Here is an 18,699-nt window from a genome sequence, read left to right on the forward strand (position 1 = left end):
AAGAGAATGCGTCATCGACCAATCCAAACGGCGCCGCGAGAGCGGGTGCCGTACACGCTCTGGGGACACACCCGCGTCCGGCAAGCCCTGGCAACCGCCACAGCCGCTGCCGTCGGCCTCGTTCCCGTCGTCTACGTCGGCTCTCCGGCCTACGCCACTGCCGCCGACGACCTCACCATCACCAGCCCGTCCAACTGGGAGGGCGGGGATCTCGAGTTCAGGTTCACCTACACGGGGACCGTGTCGGCCACCTACGCCCTGTCGATGCCGGCCAGCGCCCCGGGAATCACCGCGGGTGGCGGCGCGACTCTGGCGGGAGACGGAAGTGTGGACTACGTCAGCACTCCGTTGACCACGGTGACTTTCGCGGCGTCCAGCGTGGGCTCGCCCTCTATCCAGACGATCACGGTCGAGACCGGCGCCGACACTGACGCGGCGGACGAGACCTTTACCGTGACCGCGACGAATACCCTGCTCGGTGGTGGCGCCGGTGACGGCACCACCGATACCGGGATCGGTACCATCTGGGCGGCTCCCGTCGCTGCACCGGACTTGACCCTGTCCGCACCGAGTACCGTCTCGGAGAACGCCGGGTTCGCCACGGTGCAGGCGAATCTCTCCCTCGCTCTCGCCCACGACCTCCAGGTCAAGGTTGCCACCGGCACCGCAGCCAGGGGCAACGGGGAGGACGCGGTCTCGCCGAACGACTACACGGCGCTGGCCTCCGACGCGGTCATCACGATCGCGGCTGGCGCTACGTCGGGCGTCGTCAACATTCCGATCCTCGACGACGACATCGACGAGGCGGACACCCAATATCTCCGGGTGACCGGGACGAGCACGGTCGATGTCGCGGTGGCCTCCGCGCCCACGCCGAGCACGGTGGACATCGGGATCAATGACAACGACGCCATCCCGACTGTCTCCATCGCCGATGCGGCGACGGTCACCGAAGGTGGTGTCGCGAGTTTCCCGGTGACGCTCAACCGCGCGTCTGAGAGGACCCTCAAGGTCGACTTCTCGACCACGGACGGAACAGCGGCCACCCCCGCCGACTACACGGCGGTGACCAGCTCGACCATCACCTTCGACCCGCTGACCCAGACGGTCAACAAGACCGTGCAGACAGCGACCGATGCGGTGACGGAGGAGACCGAGACCTTCACCGCCACTCTCACCGCGGTACCCAACCTCGCGGCTCCGTCTATCGCCCCGACGCTGGGAACGGCGACGGCGACCGGCCGAATCCGGGACGTGCTCACCGTTCCGTCGGTCGGCGACGCCCTCACCATCACCCCAGCGACCAACTGGGAGGGTGGCGAGCTCGCCTTCAAGCTGTCCTACAGCGGTACGGCGGCGGCCTCCTTCAACATCACCTTCGCCAACGGCACGGCGACGGGAGCCGCGGTTCCCGGAGCCGGCGGCAGCGCGGACTTCAGCAACGTGACCCGGGCGGTGTCCTTCCCGGCGTCTTCCGCGGCCAGCCCGAGTTCGACGACGGTCACGGTCGCCACGGTCGCCGACGTCGACACCGCCGATGAGGCCTTCACGTTCACCGCCACGAGCGCGCAGGACAACAGCGCGAAGACGGCCACCGGCACCATCTGGGGCTGGGACACCAACGACATCACGCTGAGCGGCGCCACAAAGGTCGCCGAGAGCGCCGGATCGGTGACCGTCTCCGCGACGTCCACCTACCCGATGGCGCACGACGTGATGATCCCGGTGCGGACGACCAACCCGGCCCGGGCGGCCCTGGCGGGCGGCGACTACACCACGTCGTGGGCCCGATCCTCGGGCGAGGGCTTCCGCGACTACACCACTCTGCCGACCGACGCGTGGATCACCATCCCGGCGAACCAGACGTCCGGCTCCACGACGATCGCGATCAACGACGACACGGCTGACGAGGACGACACCCAGTACTTCGACGTCGCGGTGGATCCGGGGCGCACCGCCCTGGGTGGCGCCGTCGTGACCGCGCAGAACTCGGTCGAGATCGCACTCACCGACAACGACAACAAGCCGACACTCTCCATCGCCGACTCCGCGAAGACCAAGGAGGGCAATCGCCTGTCGTTCCCGGTCGCGCTGACCAACCCGTCGGAGAAGGTGACCTCCTTCGAACTCACGACCGCGGGTGTCATCGTGACCGGTGCGGCGGCAGCCGTCGGTGCGGCCTCCGACACGGGGACCAACGATTTCCTCAACGTGGCGGCTGCCCCAGCGCAGACCATCCCGCAGTACGGCGCGCTGGTAAACGTCCCGGTGACGACCTACATCAACCCGGCCGCCACCTGGGAGGGCCCGGAGAACGTCAGGGCCACGATCGCCAACATCTCCAGCGGCAACGCCACACTCGGCGCGAAGACGACCGCGGACGGCGTCATCGTCGATGCCGAGGCGGGCCAGACGGTCCAGTACAGCGCCGTCACCCCGTTCAACAACGCGGTTCGCTACTGGGACCCGGAGGGGAACACGGGCTCGGTCGAAAAGAAGATCTACCTCAAGTTCGCTACGGACTCCCCGCTGCCGGCGACGCTGAACTACACGTTCGTCGACGGGACGGCCAAGAACGGCGAGGACTTCGTCGGTAAGGCAGGAACGGTCAACCTCGTCGCCGGTGCCCCGGGTGCCTTGACACCGGTGGAGATCCCGATCACCGTCAACGGTGACCGGATCGCCGAGGCCGACGAGACGTTCAAGCTGAACGTGACGAGCACGAGCGGTGTTGCGGACGACGCCACCCTGGGTGAGATCGAGTTCACCATCGACGATGACGACGCGGACCCGGTCTGGACCGTCGCCGGTGACGTCTCGGTTCAGGAGGGCACCAGCGGTTCCAGCCTTGCGCGGATCCCGATCCGGCTGAACGGCCCGGCCGGCACGGACGCCACCTTCACGGGCGCGATCACCGCGAATTCGGCGGTCGAGTCCACCGGTGTCGCCGGTTTCGACGACTATGACGAGCCCAAGGCCCTGACCGTGACCATCAAGGCCGGTGAGACGGTCGGATACTTCGAGGTTCCGATCAACGGTGACGTGGTCTACGAGCGGGACGAGACCTTCACTGTCGCGTTCACCGCCACGCCCAATGTGTCCACCACCGCCGACAGCGTGACCTCGACGCGTGTGGTCATCGGCAACGACGATGCCCAGCCGAAGCTCACGTTCGCTGCGGCAAGTGGTCCTGAGGGCGGGACGACCACTGTCGTGCCCACGGTGACCGGCATGTCCGCTTACCAGTACAAGGTCGGCTTCGTGGCCGGCAGCGGCGGGGAGTTCCCGGCGACCGTCGGGACGGACTTCGAGATCCCGACCACCTTGTCGGCGGCTCAGGCCACCATCCCGGTCGGCTACGAGGGTCCGCTCTCCAAGCTGGCGACACCGTTCACCGTTCCGGCGTTCACCATGCTGAACGACGACATCGACGAGCCGACCGAGACCTTCATCGTCACGGCGAACGAGGTCTCCGACGTTCTTCAGGGATTCACCACCTCGTCCACGGCGGTCAAGGTCACCGACGACTCGCTGGACCTGCCTCCGGCGGTTTCCGTCGGGGACATGAAGGCCGACGAGAACGCCGACTACGTCGAGGTTCCGGTCGACCTGGCCTGGATCGGTGAGGCCACCTCCACGGTGCAGACCGTGACGGTGCCTTTCTGGACCGAGAACGGGACGGCCAGGGCCGGTCAGGACTACACCGCCGTCAAGGGCGAGCTGGAGATCCCGCCGGGTTCCATGAAGTGGAGCATCAAGGTCCCGATCCTGAACGACTGGGACGTCGAGAGTGACGAGACCTTCACGGTTCGCCTCGGTCAGCCCGGTCCGCTGGGCGCCCAGGCCACCCGGAACCAGGCCACGGTCACCGTCAAGTCGGACGACACGGTGAAGCCGGTCACCCCGACCCTGATGGTCGACGGCCCGGACAAGGGTGTCGGCAAGGTCTCCTTCAGCGGGATGGCCACGCCGGACAGCACTGTCGAACTGTGGGGCGCCCCGCTGCCGACGATGGACCCGGCGAAGTTCAAGATCCTCGCCGACGTCAAGGCCGACAGCAAGGGCTGGTACGAGTTCGACGACCGGTCGGTCGCGACGGGCTACGCGTTCGTCGTCAAGGCGTACGACCTGCTCTCCGCGGTCAAGACGGTCAAGATCACTCAGAACCCGTCGCTGACGGTCAGTTCACCCTCGAGGGGCAAGCTGAGCGCCTCGGTGGCCGGCAACCCGCGGGCCGCTGGCGTGAGCGTCAAGCTTCAGTGGCTCGACGGCAAGAAGTGGAAGGACCTCGCCAAGGGGACCACGAATTCGGCCGGGACCTGGAAGGGCACCTGGACCCTGAAGGCGAAGGCCAAGATGAAGCTGCGAGTCGAGGTCGGCGGTAAGTCGAGCATCGGCATCAACAGCGGCTGGTCCGCCGTGAAGAGCGTGACTCTGAAGTAGCCGGTAGAAGCGAGACGGGGGCGGCCGAAAGGCCGCCCCCGTCTTCGTATATAGGGAACCGTCAGTCGAGTTCGACGACCGCCTGGGCGAACTGGGCTGAGTAGAGGCGGGCGTAAGCCGCGTCCGCTGCGATCAGGGAGTCGTGGGTGCCCTGTTCGACGATGGTGCCGTTCTCCATCACCAGGATCACGTCGGCGTCGCGGATCGTGGAGAGGCGGTGGGCGATGACGAAGCTGGTACGGCCGGTGCGCAGCGTGGCCATGGCGCGCTGGATCAGGACCTCGGTGCGGGTGTCGACCGAGCTGGTGGCCTCGTCCAGGATCAGGATGCTCGGTTCGGCCAGGAACGCGCGGGCGATGGTGACCAGCTGTTTCTGGCCGGCGGAGACGTTCGAACCCTCCTCGTCGATGGTCGTGTCGTAACCGTCGGGCAGCATCCGCACGAAACCCTCGACGTGGGCGGCCTCGGCGGCGGCGTGGATGGCGGCGATGTCGGGGGAGTCGGCGCCGTAGCCGATGTTGTCGGCGATGCTTCCGCCGAACAGCCAGGTGTCCTGCAGGACCATCCCGATCTGTTCGCGCAACTGTTCGCGGGGCATCGACGCGATGTCCACGCCGTCCAGGGTGATCCGGCCGCCGGTCACGTCGTAGAACCGCATCAGCAGGTTGACCAGGGTGGTCTTGCCGGCGCCGGTGGGGCCGACGATCGCCACGGTCTGGCCGGGTTCGACGATCAGGTTGAGGTGCTCGATCAGCGGCTTGTCCGGCAGGTACCGGAACGACACGTCCTCGAACGCGATCCGGCCGCGCACCCCGTCGAGCGTGACGGGAGCCGGATCCGGGGACTGTTCGGGGGCGTCGAGCAGGGCGAACACCCGCTCGGCCGAGGCGACACCGGACTGGACCAGGTTCGCCATGCTGGCTACCTGGGTGAGCGGCTGGCTGAACTGGCGGGAGTACTGGATGAACGCCTGCACCTCGCCGAGGGTCAGGGTGCCGGACGCCACCCGCAGGCCGCCGACGACCGCCACCAGCACGTAGTTCACGTTGCTGATGAACATCATGGCCGGCTGGATCAGGCCGGAGATGAACTGGGCGCGGAAACTGCTGGCGTACAGCTTGTCGTTGTGCTCCTGGAAGACGGCGGAGGACTCCGCCTGCCGGCCGAAGACCTTGACCAGGGTGTGACCGGTGAACATCTCCTCGATGTGCCCGTTGAGATGCCCGGTGACCTTCCACTGGGCGACGAACTGAGGCTGTGACCGTTTGCCGATCACGGTGGTCAGCCAGATCGACAACGGCACCGTGAACAGCGCGATCAACGCCAACAGCGGGGAGATCCAGAACATCATCCCGAGTACGCCGACGATCATCAGCAGAGCCGTCACCAACTGGGCGAACGTCTGCTGCAGAGTCTGCGCGATGTTGTCGGTGTCGTTGGTGGCCCGGCTCAGCACCTCACCGCGCGCCTGCTGATCGAAGTAGGACAGCGGGAGCCGGCCGAGTTTGTCCGCAACCTGCTGGCGCAGGTCGTAGACGGCGGACTGGACGGCACGGGTGGTGAGCCGGCCCTGGAACACGCCGAAGACCCACGCGAAGACGTAGATCAGCGCCACCCAGGCCAGCCCGCGGGCCAGCCGGTCGAAGTCGATGCCCTGGCCGGGCACGAAGTCGACACCGGACAGCAGGTCGGCCTGGGTGTCCTGGCCGCCCGCGCGCAGCTGTTCGACAGCCTGCTCCTTGGTGACTCCGCCGGGAAGTGACCGGCCGAGGTACCCGGCGAAGATCACGTCGGTGGCGTGGCCGAGCAGGTAGGGGCCGAGCACGGAGAGGAAGACACCGACCGCACCGAACGCGAGCGCTCCCCCCACGTACAACCGCTGGGGTTTGAGAAGTTTGAGGAGACGCTTGGTGGAGCCTTTGAAGTCTTCGAGCTTCTCCGGAGGCCCACCGGCCATCATCATCCGGGCTGCGGGCGGCCCGCCGGGAACGGGCCCGCGACGCTGGGGTTCACTCATCGGGTGCTCGCCTCCTCGACCGTGAGCTGGGACAGGACGATCTCGCGGTATGTCGGGCTGTTCGCCATCAGGTCCTCATGGGTTCCGGTGCCGACCACCTTGCCGTCGTCGAGCACGATGATCCGGTCGGCGTCGCGAATGGTGCTGACCCGCTGGTCCACGATCACCACGGTGGCGCCGGTGATGTGCGCGGTCAGGGCGGACCGCAACGCCGCGTCGGTGGCGTAGTCGAGCGCCGAGAACGAGTCGTCGAAGAGGTAGACCTCCGGCCGGTGCACGAGGGTGCGGGCGATCGCGAGGCGCTGCCGCTGGCCGCCGGACACGTTGGTGCCGCCCTGCGCGATCGGGGCGTCCAGCTGCCCGTCCATCGACTCCACGAAGGACCGGGCCTGGGCGATGTCGAGGGCCTGCCAGAGTTCCTCGTCGGTGGCGTCCGGATTGCCGTACCGCAGGTTGGATCCGACCGTGCCGGTGAACAGGTACGGCTTCTGCGGGACCAGGCCGATCACCTTCGCCAGCAGATCCGGGTCGATCTCCCGGACGTCCACCCCGTCCACCAGGACCTGGCCCTCGGTGGCGTCGAAGAGCCGGGGAACCAGGTTGAGCAGGGTGGTCTTGCCGCTGCCGGTGCTGCCGATGATCGCGGTGATCTCGTTCGGGCGGGCGGTCAGATGTACCCCCGAAAGCACACCTGCCTCGGCCCCGGGATAGTGGAACCCGACATCACGCAACTCCAGTTCGCCGTGCCGGGCCAGGCTGGTGACCGGCGTCTTCGGCGGCACCACGCTGGAGTCGGTGCTCAGCACCTCCTCGATCCGCTCGGCACAGACCTCGGCACGCGGGATCATCATGAACATGAAGGTCGCCATCATGATCGACATCAGGATCTGCATCAGATAACTGACGAACGCGGTGAGCGCACCGATCTGCATGCCGCCGGAGTCGATCCGCACGCCACCGAACCAGATCACCGCCACGCTGGAGATGTTCACGATCAGCATCACGGTCGGGAACATCAGCGCCATGATCTTGCCGACCCGCAGGGACACGTCGGTCAGTTCGGCGTTGGCCACGCCGTACCGGGCCCGCTCGTGGTCGTCGCGGACGAAGGCACGGATCACCCGGATGCCGGTGATCTGCTCGCGCATCACCTGGTTGACCCGGTCGATGCGCACCTGCATGGAGCGGAACAGCGGCCGCATCCGGGCGATGATCAGGCCGATCACGGTGACCAGAATCGGCACGACGACCAGCAGCAACGAGGAGAGCGGAGCATCCTCGCGCAGGGCCAGCACGATGCCGCCGACACACATGATCGGCGCCGACACCATCAGCGTGAAGGTGAGCAGGACCAGCATCTGGATCTGCTGGACGTCGTTGGTGGTCCGGGTGATCAGCGACGGCGCGCCGAACTGGCCCACCTCACGGGCCGAGAAGGTCTGGACCCGGGTGAAGATCGAGGAACGCAGGTCCCGGCCGACGGCCATCGCGGTCCGGGCGCCGAAGTAGACCGCCACGATCTGCGCGGCGATCTGCAACAGGGTCATGCCGAGCATCCCGGCGCCGACCTGCATGACGTAGGCGGTGTCGCCCTTGACCACGCCGTTGTCGATGATGTCGGCGTTGAGCGCCGGCAGGTACAGAGTGGCGATGGTCTGGAAGAACTGGAAGAGCACCACCAGGGTGATCTCTTTGCGGTACGGCCGTAGATGAACTCTCAACAACTTGATCAGCATGTCGGAGACTCCTTGATGTGGATCCCGTCGAGCAGCAGGGACGCCAGGTCCGCGCCGCTGAACGAGTCGGGCTCCCCGTAGGGCCCGAAGGTGTTGGCGCCGCAGAAGAGCAGCAGCAGCCGGGCGGCCTTCGCCGGTGTGACCCGCAGGACCGCCGCGTCGGGTTCGAAGACGGCGGTGACCGCGGCACTGATCGCTTCCCGGCCGGCGGCCATCTGGGCCATGGTCGCCGGGTCCTGCTCGCCGACCATGATGAGTTTGCGGGCCGCGTGCATCAGGTGGGCGCGCTCGGTGAACCGCCGGTGCACCAGCTCGGCGGCGGCGGTCACCCGCTCGTGCAGGGGAGCGGAGCGGTCGATCGCGGCCAGAGAGTCGATGTCGGGTTGCGGGTCGAGCGCTTTGATCACCGAGCAGACCACCAGTTGGCTCTTGCTTTCGAAGACGCCGAAGATGGTGCCCTCGGCCACTCCGGCGGCGCTGGCGATCTGCCGGGTGCTGACCTCCAGGCCGTGCTCGTGCAGCAGCGGAATGGTCGCCTCGATGAGGGCGGCCCGCCGCTCCTCCGGCTGCAGGGCCGGGACGCGTCTGCGTCGTTGTTCCATGCCGTGAAGTCTACTGAGTGAGTACTCGCTCATTCAAACGCTTTACACCGGTCGAACCAGAGTTACGGGCGTGGCGTATGAAGAGAACGTGAGCCCAACGAAGCCGTACCGCCGCGTCCTCCGGCACGTGAGCACGGGATTCGCCGCAGTGCTGGTGTTTCTTGCCTTGATCGTTCCGGACCAGATCACCCGTCTGCCGCCCGGAAACTCGCCCTGGACCGCGCTCCTGCGGATCCCGGTCGAGGCCCTGATCGCCGGGGCGATTCTGCTCCTGCTGCCGAAAAAAGGCCGCCGCGGCATCGTGATCGGCCTCGGCGTCACACTCGGTCTGCTCACCGTGATCAAGATGATCGACGTCGCGTTCTACGCCGTGCTGGCCCGCCGGTTCGATCCGGTGCTCGACTGGATCCTCGCCGACGACGGGTTCAACTTCCTGGTCGACTCGATCGGCAAAGCCGCCACCATCGGCGTCAGTGTGGGCCTGGTGCTGTTCTCGGTGCTGCTGGTCGCCGGGATGGCCTGGGCCGTGCTGCGGCTCGACACCGTCATGCGCGGCCACCGGATCGGGGCCTGGCGGGGGATCGGCACGGCCGGCGTCGCCTGGGGCGTACTCGCGGTGCTGGGTGTCCAGCTCATCGGCGGTCTTCCGGTCGCCTCGCACGCAGCCGCCGACCTCGCCGGGCACACCGTCATGGCGCTGCCCCAGAACCTCGCCGACCGGAAGAAGTTCGCCGCCGAGGTGCAGGTCGACAACTACCGGGACCGCGACCCGGACCAGATGCTCACCGCCCTGCGCGACAAGGACGTGATCATCGGGTTCATCGAGAGTTACGGACGGAACGCGATCGAGGACCCGGCCTACAACGGCGCCGTCCTCGCGTCGTTGCAGGCCAACACCGAAAAGCTCACCGCGGCCGGGTACGTCAGCCGCAGCGGCTTCCTCAGCTCACCCACCGCCGGAGGTGGCAGCTGGCTGGCGCACTCGACCTTCCTGTCCGGCCTCTGGATCGACAACGAGCAGCGCTACCGCAGTCTCGTCTCCTCCGACCGGCTCACCCTCACCCGCGCGTTCGCGAACTCCGGGCACCGGTCGGTCGGCATCCAGCCCGGCATCGTCTTCGCCTGGCCGGAGGGCGCGTTCTACGGCTACGACCAGATCTACGACTCGCACAGTTTCGGCTACAACGGGCCGTCCTTCAGCTGGTCCCCGATGCCCGACCAGTTCGTGATGTCGGCGTTCCAGCAACTGGAGTACGGCAAGCCCGGCCGGGACCGGCTCCTCGCCGAGATCACCCTGACCTCCAGCCACACCCCGTGGTCACCGGTCCCGTCGATGCTCGACTGGGACGCGCTCGGCGACGGCAGCGTCTACGGCCCGGTGGTGGCCCAGTCGGAGAGCACCGCCAACGTGTGGAAACACGACGAGAAGATCCGGACCGAGTACGCCCGGTCTATCGCGTACTCGATCGACAGCCTCCTCGGGCACCTGGCCGAGTACGGCAACGATGACACGGTGCTGGTCTTCCTCGGCGACCACCAGCCGGCGTCGGTGGTGGTCGGCACCGAGGCGACCCGGGACGTCCCCATCACGATCATCGCGAAGGACCCGAAGACCCTGGACCGGATCGACTCGTGGGGCTGGACCGACGGCCTCAAACCGGACCCGGCCGCCCCGATCTCGCGGATGGACACCTTCCGCGACAAGTTCCTGGCCGCCTTCGGCCCGGAAGGCGACCCGCACTGACGTTTCCTGGAGGCTGGACGCCACGGCGTCCAGCCCTCAAAGAACGTCGATGACCTGCTCGGCCGGGAGCCGGGGGGTCTTCGGCGGCGCTGAATGCGCCGGATCCAGCGTGCCGAGACGCACCGCGAGGTAGGGGAAACCGACGTCCCCCAGCATCCGGCGCAGCGTCTGCCGGGTGAACGGGATCTCCACCGGGCCGCTCAGCGGCAGCAGACTCACCGCCTGCTCGGTCGCGGCCAGCCACAGCCGGCTCAGCGCCTCCCCGCCGCGCAGCCAGTCCTCGGCCTCGTCACCGTCGCCGTACAGCACCGCGTACGTCGCGGCCCGGTCATGCCCGTCACCAGCGGTAAGCGTTCCGGCGGTCTGGAAGTCACGTTCGGCGACCGTGGTCAGCGGCACCTCCTCGGGCAGCACCGCCGCCGGAACGCCGGTGCCGTCCGGCCGGTCGCCGCCCACCCAGGCCGCGGTCTCGGCGGTGATCCGGTCGTCGCCGTCCTCGGCGTGCTGGGCCCGGTCGACCGCCACTGCCAGAGCGAGGACCTGATCCCGGCCGAGTACGTGCAGGCGGGCACCGCTCTCCTCGGTCACCTTCGCCAGGTCACGCAGAATGTCCTCGGAGACCCGCTCGTCGGTGACGGTGCGCCGGTCGGTACGCCGTACCCCCAGCATCTGGAAGTGCCGGGTGGCCTCCGGCGCGACCGGCACCCGCTCGACCGGGCGCAGCACCGCGAGGGGCTCACCGGCCGGCCGGTCCACCTCGTACCGCCAGCCCTCGGCCTCCAGCGCCACCCGGGCGTGGTGCAGGGCGGTCCCGCAGCTCAGCAGCAGCATCCGCCCGGTCGGGTCCTGCTCGCGCAGTTGCCGCTCGGCGACCCCGAACAGTTCCAGCCGCCCGTCGGTGACCACCCAGCGCCACGGCTGCGTGTTGTGGATCGACGGAGCGAACCGAGCCGCATCCGCCGCCTGGACCAGTGCCCGCTTGACCTCGTCGTTGTCGTTCATGGCTTCAGCGTGCGCCTCCCGCTCGGCGACGGGTACGGTCTTTGGGCCCTACCACGGTTAGGCTCAGCGCGTGTTCTCGATCGAGTTGACCGAAGGTGCCCAGCTCCGCCCGCTCGAACCGTGGCAGGCGGAGGAGTTCCTGGCCCACATGGACCGGGCCCGCGCGACCCTCGACCCGTGGATTCCGTGGGCCAGTGTCAGCGCCGATCTCGCCAGTGCGACCGCCACGCTGCAGCGGTACGCCGACGGCACGGCCCAGGACGGTAAGCGGCTGTTCGGGATCTGGCTCGACGGTGTCCTGGTCGGCGGCACCATGTTCGTGGCCTTCGACGTCAAGAGTGGCAACTGTGAGGTCGGTGTCTGGCTGGAGCCGTCCGCGACCGGCCGGGGCCTGATCACCCGGGCGGCCCGGGCGCTGATCGACTGGGCGTTCACCGTGCGCGGCCTGCACCGCGCCGAGTGGCACTGCAACCCGGACAACATCGCCAGCTCCAACGTCGCCCGCCGGCTCGGCATGACCCGCGAGGGCCTGCTCCGCGAGTCCTTCCCGTGGCAGGGCAAGCGCAACGACAGCGAGATCTGGGCAGTCCTCGCCTCGGAGTGGAAGTCAGGGCCGCAGTAGTCCGGAATCGATCCGGCAGGGTCGCCGCGACCAGCGGGGTCATCAGTCGTCTCATGATGGTTGGACCCTTTCGGGGATGTGCCGGTTCCGGTGATTAAACGGGACAAAAGTACACCTGACATGATGTTGCGCGCGTCACAGTCGCCCGGTCATGCTGAGTTCGTGCCGGAACGCATCACCGAAGTCACCGCGCTGCTCGCCGAGGTTCTGGCGCCCCGTGCCCCGCTCACCGTGATCGTCGACGGTGGTGACCCGGGCGCCGCCGCCACGTTCGCCGCCCGGCTCGCCGCCGCGTTCCCCGCCACCGCCCGTGCCTGGAACGTCGACGCCGTCCTCGGCCTGATCGGCCCCGGTGGCGGCATGTTCGACTCCGCCCTCAACGTCCTCGAACCCGCCACCGACCAGATCCTCGTCTTCCTCCGCGGCGGCCCCCGGCACCGGTTCGCCGAAGGTGACGGCGAACGCCGCGCCCAAGTCGTCATCGACCACCGCGACCCCGACTGGCCGGTCATCCGCCACCTGCACCCGGGTCTGGCCGACGTCGACCGCTGGTACCGCTCGGAGAGCCAGGCGTTCTTCGCCGCCCGCGCCGCCGAATGGGACAGCAGATTCGGCGACGACATGCCCCGCTACCTGGACGCCGTCCGCCGCGCCGGAGCCGGCCCCGGTCATGTCGTCCTCGACGTCGGTTCCGGCACCGGCCGGGCACTGCCGGCCCTGGCCGCCGCGGTCGGCCCCACCGGCCGGGTGCTCGGGCTGGACCTGACCCCGGACATGCTCACCGCGGCCCGCAACGCCGGCCGCGGCGACTGCGCCGACCTGGTGCTGGGCGACGCCCGTCACCTGCCGATCGCCGACGCCACCGCCGACGTGGTCTTCGCCGCCGGTCTGGTCCACCACCTGCCCGACCCGGTCGCCGGCTTGCGGGAACTGGCCCGGGTGACCCGCCCCGGCGGCACCCTGACGATCTTCCAGCCGCTCGGCCGGACCCAACTCGCCGCCCGGCACGGCCGCGTCCTGCGCCCCGGCGAGCCCCTGAGCGAGGAACGCCTGGGCCCCATGCTGGCCGCTTCCGGCTGGACGATGACCGCATACGAGGACGTCCCCGACTGTTTCCTGGCCCTCGCCACCCGCCGCACCGCTTGAGGGGTACCCAGTGTGGTGACTTGTGGTGCGATTCGAACCCCGCCTCACCACGCTGTGGCCGCCGGGCTGTCGTGTGCCGAGGTGGGGTTCGATGCGAACCGTAAGTCACCACGCTGGGGCGGTGAGGGACGCGTTCGGCCCGGTGGTCGCGGGGTGGCCGTGAGGGTGCGCGGACCTCGCGGGGTAGTCCGGGACGCGTGGATTCGGCGATGAGGTCGTCGAACGTACAATATGGGTGCTTTGAAGGTTTTTGCCGGGACGGGCCCAGCCTGACGTGGTCGCCGAAACCGGGTGTCGCATGCAAGGCTGGGATCCATGGGGATGGTCAAGGTCGTCGGGCTGGTGTTGCATCCGCGACGGGATTGCGGTGCGGCCATCGAGGCGATCACCGGGTGGGCTGAGGCGCGTGGAGTGACCGTGCTGGGGCTGCCCGATGAGGTGAGCCGCATCACTGGGTGCACCGCTGAGGCGGTCGAGGCGCCGGAGATGGTGGATCGAGCGGGACTGCTGGTGAGTCTCGGTGGTGACGGCACCATGTTGCGCACCATGCGCCTGGCCGAGGGGCGGGAGACTCCGGTCCTCGGGGTCAACGTGGGGCGACTGGGGTTCCTCGCCGAGGTGGACCTTCCGGCGCTCGGGGAGGCGCTGACCGCGATCGACGAACATGACTACAAGGTGGAGTCCCGGACCGCGGTGCGCACGGTGCTGCCGGACGGGCGGGAGGTGTCCGCCTTCAACGACATCGCGCTGGTGCGGGTGCCGGGGCACGGGCTGGCCGCGGTCGGCATCCGGGTCGAGGGCAGCGGGTTCGTCAACTACGCGGCCGACGCGGTGATCGTGGCGACGCCGACCGGGTCGACGGCGTACAGCTTCTCGGCCGGTGGGCCGATCGTCTCGCCGAACGTGCGGGGGCTGATCGTCTCCGCGGCGGCCGCGCACTCCTCGTTCAACCGGTCCCTGGTGCTCGACACGTCCGAGCAGCTCGCGCTGGACGTGCTGCCGAGCAGTGGCCGCCTGGCGATCGAGGTGGACGGGATCATCGAGGGCCACGCGTCGCCCGGTGACCGGCTGGAGATAGTGCCGGTGCCGGCCGCCGCCCGGGTGATCCGTTTCGGCCACACCTCGTTCTACGAGCGGGCCCGGCGCAAACTGCGGGTCGAGGGCAGCGCCCAGGCGGTCGCGGAGGACATGTCGGACGCCGTGGTGGTCGACAGTTTCGAGCAGCGCCGTTACGAGGTGCAGCTCGGCGGTGAGGTGATCGGTTCGCTGACCTATCGCCGGTCGGCCGACGGCATCGAACTCCTGGACACCGTGGTCGAACAGGCCTACTCCGGGCGGGGACTGGCCGGGCGGCTCGCCGCCGCGGCTCTCGCCGACGCCCGGTCCCGATCGATTCAGGTCACCGCCACGTGCCCGTTCGTCGCGGGCTATCTCGAACGTCATCCCGAGAGTTGAGGACAACGACAACATGGGCCAAGCCGCGATCCTCACGGTCGACGACGACCCGTCCGTCTCCCGAGCCATCGCTCGTGACCTGCGCCGCCGGTACGCCGAGAAGTACCGGATCGTCCGCGCCTCCTCCGGCGACGAGGCCCTGGAGGTGCTGCGCGAGCTGAAACTGCGCGGCGACCGGGTCGCGGTCATCCTCGCCGACTACCGGATGCCGCAGATGAACGGCATCGAGTTCCTGGAGCAGGCGATGGACCTGTTCCCGCACGCTCGCCGGGCACTGCTGACCGCCTACGCCGACACCGACGCCGCGATCCAGGCGATCAACGTGGTCGACGTCGATCACTACCTGCTGAAGCCGTGGGATCCGCCGGAGGAGAAGCTCTACCCGGTGCTGGACGCGCTGCTCGACGCGTGGCAGGCGGCCGGTGACCAGGAGTTGCCGGACATCCGGGTGGTCGGGCACCGGTGGAGCGAACCGTCCTTCCAGATCCGTGACTTCCTGGCCCGCAACCTGGTGCCGTACAAGTATTTCGGTGCCGACGAACCGGAGGGCCGCCGTCTGCTGGAGGCCGCCGAGGTCGGCCCGGAGGCGGTGCCGCTGCTGGTGACCGCCGACGGGCGCGCGCTGTCGCACCCGACGGTGCAGCAGGTGGCCGAGGTGGCCGGGCTCTCCACCAGCCCGGACCGGGACTTCTACGACCTGGTCATCGTCGGCGGCGGCCCGGCCGGGCTGGGTGCCGCGGTCTACGGCGGGTCGGAAGGCCTCAAGACGCTGCTGATCGAACGGCAGGCGGTCGGCGGGCAGGCCGGCCAGAGTTCCCGGATCGAGAACTACCTGGGTTTCCCGGACGGCATCTCCGGTGCTCAGCTCACCGACCGGGCCCGGCGGCAGGCCGACAAGTTCGCCGCCGAGACGCTCACCACCCGGGATGTCGTCGGGCTGCGCACCGAGGGTTCGGCCCGCACTCTGACGTTCGCCGACGGCGGGGAGATCTCCGCGCACGCGATCCTGCTGGCCACCGGGGTCTCCTACCGGCCGCTGATCGCCGACGGCGTCGCCGGTCTGACCGGGTCGGGAGTGTTCTACGGCTCGGCCGCCACCGAGGGCCCGGCCTGCGCCGGCACCGACGTCTACATCGTCGGCGGCGCCAACTCGGCGGGACAGGCGGCGCTCTTCTTCGCCCGGTACGCGAACCGGGTCACCCTGCTGGTCCGCGGTGACTCCTTGGAGTCGTCGATGTCGTACTACCTGATCCAGCAACTGGCCGGGATCGAGAACATCCAGGTCCGGACCCGCTGCGAGGTGATCGGCGCACAGGGCGACGGCCATCTGCAGGCGATCACGATCTGCGACAGCAAGGACGGCTCCAAGGCCACCGTCGAGTGCGGTTACCTGTTCGTCTTCATCGGGGCCGAGCCGCGCACCGACTGGCTCGGTGACACCCTGGAACGAGACGGCAAGGGCTTCATCCGTACGGGTACCGATCTCCTGCTGAACGGGGAGCGACCGCGGGGATGGGATCGGGACCGGGATCCGTTCTACCTGGAGAGCAGTGTCCCCGGCATCTTCGCGGCCGGCGACGTCCGGGCCAGCTCGGTGAAACGGGTGGCCTCGGCGGTCGGCGAGGGTGCGATGGCCGTCGCGCTGGTCCACCGCTATCTGGAGGCGCAATGACCATCGAGCCCATCGTCATCGAACCCTGCGAGCCCGGCCGGCTCACCCCGGACGACCTGCGGACCCTGTTCCTGTTCGAGAAACTCACCGACGAGCAGCTGGGCTGGCTCGCCGAACACGGCTGCACCATGCGGGTCGGCTCCGGAGGGCTGGTCGTCCGGGAGGGCGATCCGGCCGAGTCGTTCTTCGTGCTGCTCAGCGGCGCGGTCTCGCTGACCACCCGGGTCGGCGACGACGAGGTCACCACCAACCGGACCGATCAGCGCGGCGTCTACATGGGCGCCACCCAGGCGTACCTGCGTGACGACGGCATGCCCCGCAAGTACATGGCGTCGATGCGGGCGCTGTCCGACACCGAGTTCTTCGTGCTCGCCGCCGAGGACTTCGGCGGCCTGATGCGCGACTGGTTCCCGATGGCCATCCACCTGCTCGAAGGCCTTGCCCTCGGCATCCGCAACAACCAGGCGGTGGTCGGCGAACGGCAGCGGCTGTCCGCCCTGGGCGCGCTGTCCGCCGGGCTGATGCACGAACTGAACAATCCGGCCGCGGCCGCCTCCCGGGCCACCAGCGCGCTGCGCCAGCGGGTCGCCGCGATGCGGATGAAACTCGGCAAACTCGCCGCCGGCAAAGTCGCCCCGGACCGGCTCGTCGCCCTCCTCGAACTCCAGGAGGAGGTGATCGAACGGGCCGCCAAAGCCCCGGTGATGACCGCCATGCAGGTCTCCGACCTGGAGGACGAACTCGGCGGCTGGATGGAGGAACGGTCGATCACCGCGGGCTGGGACATCGCGCCGGTCTTCGCCCAGGGCGGCATCGACACCGACTGCCTCAACGAGATGGAGACCCGGCTGGCCTCCCCGGAGCTGCTCGACCAGGCGATCCACTGGGTCGGTTACGCCCTGGAGACCGAGCAGCTGATGAGCGACATCGAGGACGCCACCGGCCGGGTGTCCAATCTGGTGCACGCCGCCAAACAGTATTCGCACGTGGACCGGTCCGCCCATCAGTGGATCGACGTGCACACCGGACTGGACAGCACCCTGGTCATGCTGGGCCACAAGATCGGCGAGGGCGTACGGGTGGTCAAGGACTACGACCGCACCCTGCCCGAGATCCCGGCGCACCCGGCCGAACTCAACCAGGTGTGGACCAACATCGTCGACAACGCGGTCCAGGCCATGCACGCTGCCGGGACACTCACGATCCGCACCTACCGTGAGGACGAGCGGCTCGTCGTCTCGGTCGGTGACACCGGGCCCGGGATCCCGCCCGAGGTGCGCAAACGCATCTTCGAACCGTTCTTCACCACCAAACCGGTGGGCGAGGGCACCGGGCTCGGCCTGGACATCTCGTACCGCATCGTGGTCAACACCCACGGCGGCGACATCGATGTCTCGTCCGAACCCGGCGACACCCGTTTCCTGATCCGGTTGCCGTTCAGCGAGCCGCCGTCAGCCTAGGGAATCCTCGGTCGTCGACTGGCCGGCGTCATCGGTCTCGGTCTGGTCCTGCTCCTGCTCCGGGACGCCGGTCTCCGGCACTTCCGCGGCCGGCGTGGTCGCGGCCGGGGCGGTGGTGGGCGCCTGGGTGGGCTCGTCCACCGCCGGGACGCCGGTCTCAGGGGTATCGGAGGGCTTGGTCGTGGCGCCGGGCTTCTCCTGGTTCTCTGACGGGGCCACCTGCGGCTGCTCCTCGTCGCTGTCATCGCTGTCGTCGCCGGCGTTGTCGAACACGATGGTCGGGCTGCCGTTCTCGCGGCCACTCGTGACATCTGCCGCCGAGCGCCCGGCGAACAGTTCTGCCGTGGTCAGCACACCCATCCCCAGTACGAAGAACGCACCGGTGATCAGGGCGACCCGCTTCCAGTGGATGCGGTACCCGGATTCGGCCGCCGCCGTGCCGGTCTCACTCGCCGGTGCCTCGGGCTCGTCCGACGGCGACGACTCCTCGCCGGCGGAGACCGATGGGGTGCCCACCGCCGCTGGGGCGACGACAAACGCCGATTGGATGCGTTTCGTCCCGTGATGGATGGACCGGTGGTAGATCTCCGTCCCGATCGAGCTGATCAGGCTCGCCAGTGCGGCCCCGATCAGCGTGCCCGCGACTCCCAGAAAAGAGCCCAGAACAGCCGCCGAAACGGCCGCCAACGTGCCGGCCACGGTCTTCGGAACGTCGATACCGGACCAGAAACGGCCCGCTGCCTGCTCAGACATGTCCTCCTAGCCCCCTGCGTCAGATCGGGCCCCGGTGACGGGGTTCG

The 18,699-nt window shown here is 68.7% G+C and carries 12 protein-coding genes; 7 read left to right on the forward strand and 5 right to left on the reverse strand.

Going from position 1 to position 18,699, the window contains the following annotated elements; genetic code table 11:
• The first annotated feature begins 6 nt into the window (after positions 1 to 6).
• Positions 7 to 4,443, forward strand: coding sequence for a Calx-beta domain-containing protein (locus BLU81_RS41685; protein WP_092554487.1), 4,437 nt, complete (start codon positions 7 to 9; stop codon positions 4,441 to 4,443).
• 61 nt (positions 4,444 to 4,504) lie between these two features.
• Here BLU81_RS41685 and BLU81_RS41690 read toward each other — a convergent pair whose 3' ends face one another.
• Genes BLU81_RS41690 through BLU81_RS41700 form a run of 3 tightly spaced genes read right to left on the reverse strand, consistent with a single transcriptional unit; the run spans position 4,505 to position 8,798 of the window.
• On the reverse strand, positions 4,505 to 6,460 hold the full coding sequence (locus tag BLU81_RS41690; protein WP_092554488.1) for an ABC transporter ATP-binding protein: 1,956 nt from the start codon (positions 6,458 to 6,460) through the stop codon (positions 4,505 to 4,507).
• Positions 6,457 to 8,196: an ABC transporter ATP-binding protein gene (locus BLU81_RS41695; RefSeq protein WP_092554490.1), complete on the reverse strand. Its 1,740-nt coding sequence runs from the start codon at positions 8,194 to 8,196 to the stop codon at positions 6,457 to 6,459. Before BLU81_RS41695 ends, BLU81_RS41690 begins: the two co-directional genes overlap by 4 nt.
• Positions 8,190 to 8,798, reverse strand: a complete 609-nt coding sequence (locus tag BLU81_RS41700; protein ID WP_092554492.1) for a TetR/AcrR family transcriptional regulator — start codon at positions 8,796 to 8,798, stop codon at positions 8,190 to 8,192. The genes BLU81_RS41695 and BLU81_RS41700 overlap by 7 nt, the downstream gene beginning before the upstream one ends.
• Before the next feature lie 127 nt (positions 8,799 to 8,925).
• Between BLU81_RS41700 and BLU81_RS41705 the strand changes: the two genes are divergently transcribed.
• Positions 8,926 to 10,542, forward strand: a complete 1,617-nt coding sequence (locus tag BLU81_RS41705) for an alkaline phosphatase family protein (protein WP_231953768.1) — start codon at positions 8,926 to 8,928, stop codon at positions 10,540 to 10,542.
• Between the two features lie 36 nt (positions 10,543 to 10,578).
• Here the strand turns inward: BLU81_RS41705 and BLU81_RS41710 are convergent, their stop codons facing one another.
• Positions 10,579 to 11,544, reverse strand: coding sequence for an Acg family FMN-binding oxidoreductase (locus BLU81_RS41710; RefSeq protein WP_092554494.1), 966 nt, complete (start codon positions 11,542 to 11,544; stop codon positions 10,579 to 10,581).
• Positions 11,545 to 11,614: 70 nt separating this feature from the next.
• Between BLU81_RS41710 and BLU81_RS41715 the strand changes: the two genes are divergently transcribed.
• The 5 genes from BLU81_RS41715 (at position 11,615) to BLU81_RS41735 (ending at position 17,899) form a co-directional block, all read left to right on the forward strand.
• Entirely contained in the window at positions 11,615 to 12,166 is a 552-nt protein-coding gene (locus tag BLU81_RS41715; RefSeq protein ID WP_092554496.1) for a GNAT family N-acetyltransferase, read from the forward strand.
• A 162-nt stretch (positions 12,167 to 12,328) separates the two neighbouring features.
• A complete protein-coding gene (locus tag BLU81_RS41720) occupies positions 12,329 to 13,312 on the forward strand; it encodes a class I SAM-dependent methyltransferase (protein WP_092558391.1) in 984 nt (327 codons plus the stop codon).
• A gap of 315 nt (positions 13,313 to 13,627) precedes the next feature.
• Positions 13,628 to 14,767, forward strand: a complete 1,140-nt coding sequence (locus BLU81_RS41725; protein WP_092554498.1) for an NAD(+)/NADH kinase — start codon at positions 13,628 to 13,630, stop codon at positions 14,765 to 14,767.
• A gap of 13 nt (positions 14,768 to 14,780) precedes the next feature.
• Positions 14,781 to 16,439 (forward strand): FAD-dependent oxidoreductase, encoded by a 1,659-nt coding sequence (locus BLU81_RS41730; RefSeq protein ID WP_092554500.1) that lies wholly within the window; start codon positions 14,781 to 14,783, stop codon positions 16,437 to 16,439.
• Positions 16,436 to 17,899, forward strand: coding sequence for an ATP-binding protein (locus BLU81_RS41735; RefSeq protein ID WP_092554502.1), 1,464 nt, complete (start codon positions 16,436 to 16,438; stop codon positions 17,897 to 17,899). Before BLU81_RS41730 ends, BLU81_RS41735 begins: the two co-directional genes overlap by 4 nt.
• Here BLU81_RS41735 and BLU81_RS41740 read toward each other — a convergent pair.
• Complete coding sequence (locus tag BLU81_RS41740) at positions 17,891 to 18,652, reverse strand: hypothetical protein (RefSeq protein ID WP_092554504.1); 762 nt, start codon at positions 18,650 to 18,652, stop codon at positions 17,891 to 17,893. The two genes, BLU81_RS41735 and BLU81_RS41740, sit on opposite strands and share 9 nt — an antisense overlap.
• Positions 18,653 to 18,699 lie beyond the last annotated feature (47 nt).

It is taken from the genome of Actinoplanes derwentensis (assembly GCF_900104725.1).
Classification (GTDB): Bacteria; Actinomycetota; Actinomycetes; order Mycobacteriales; family Micromonosporaceae; genus Actinoplanes; species Actinoplanes derwentensis.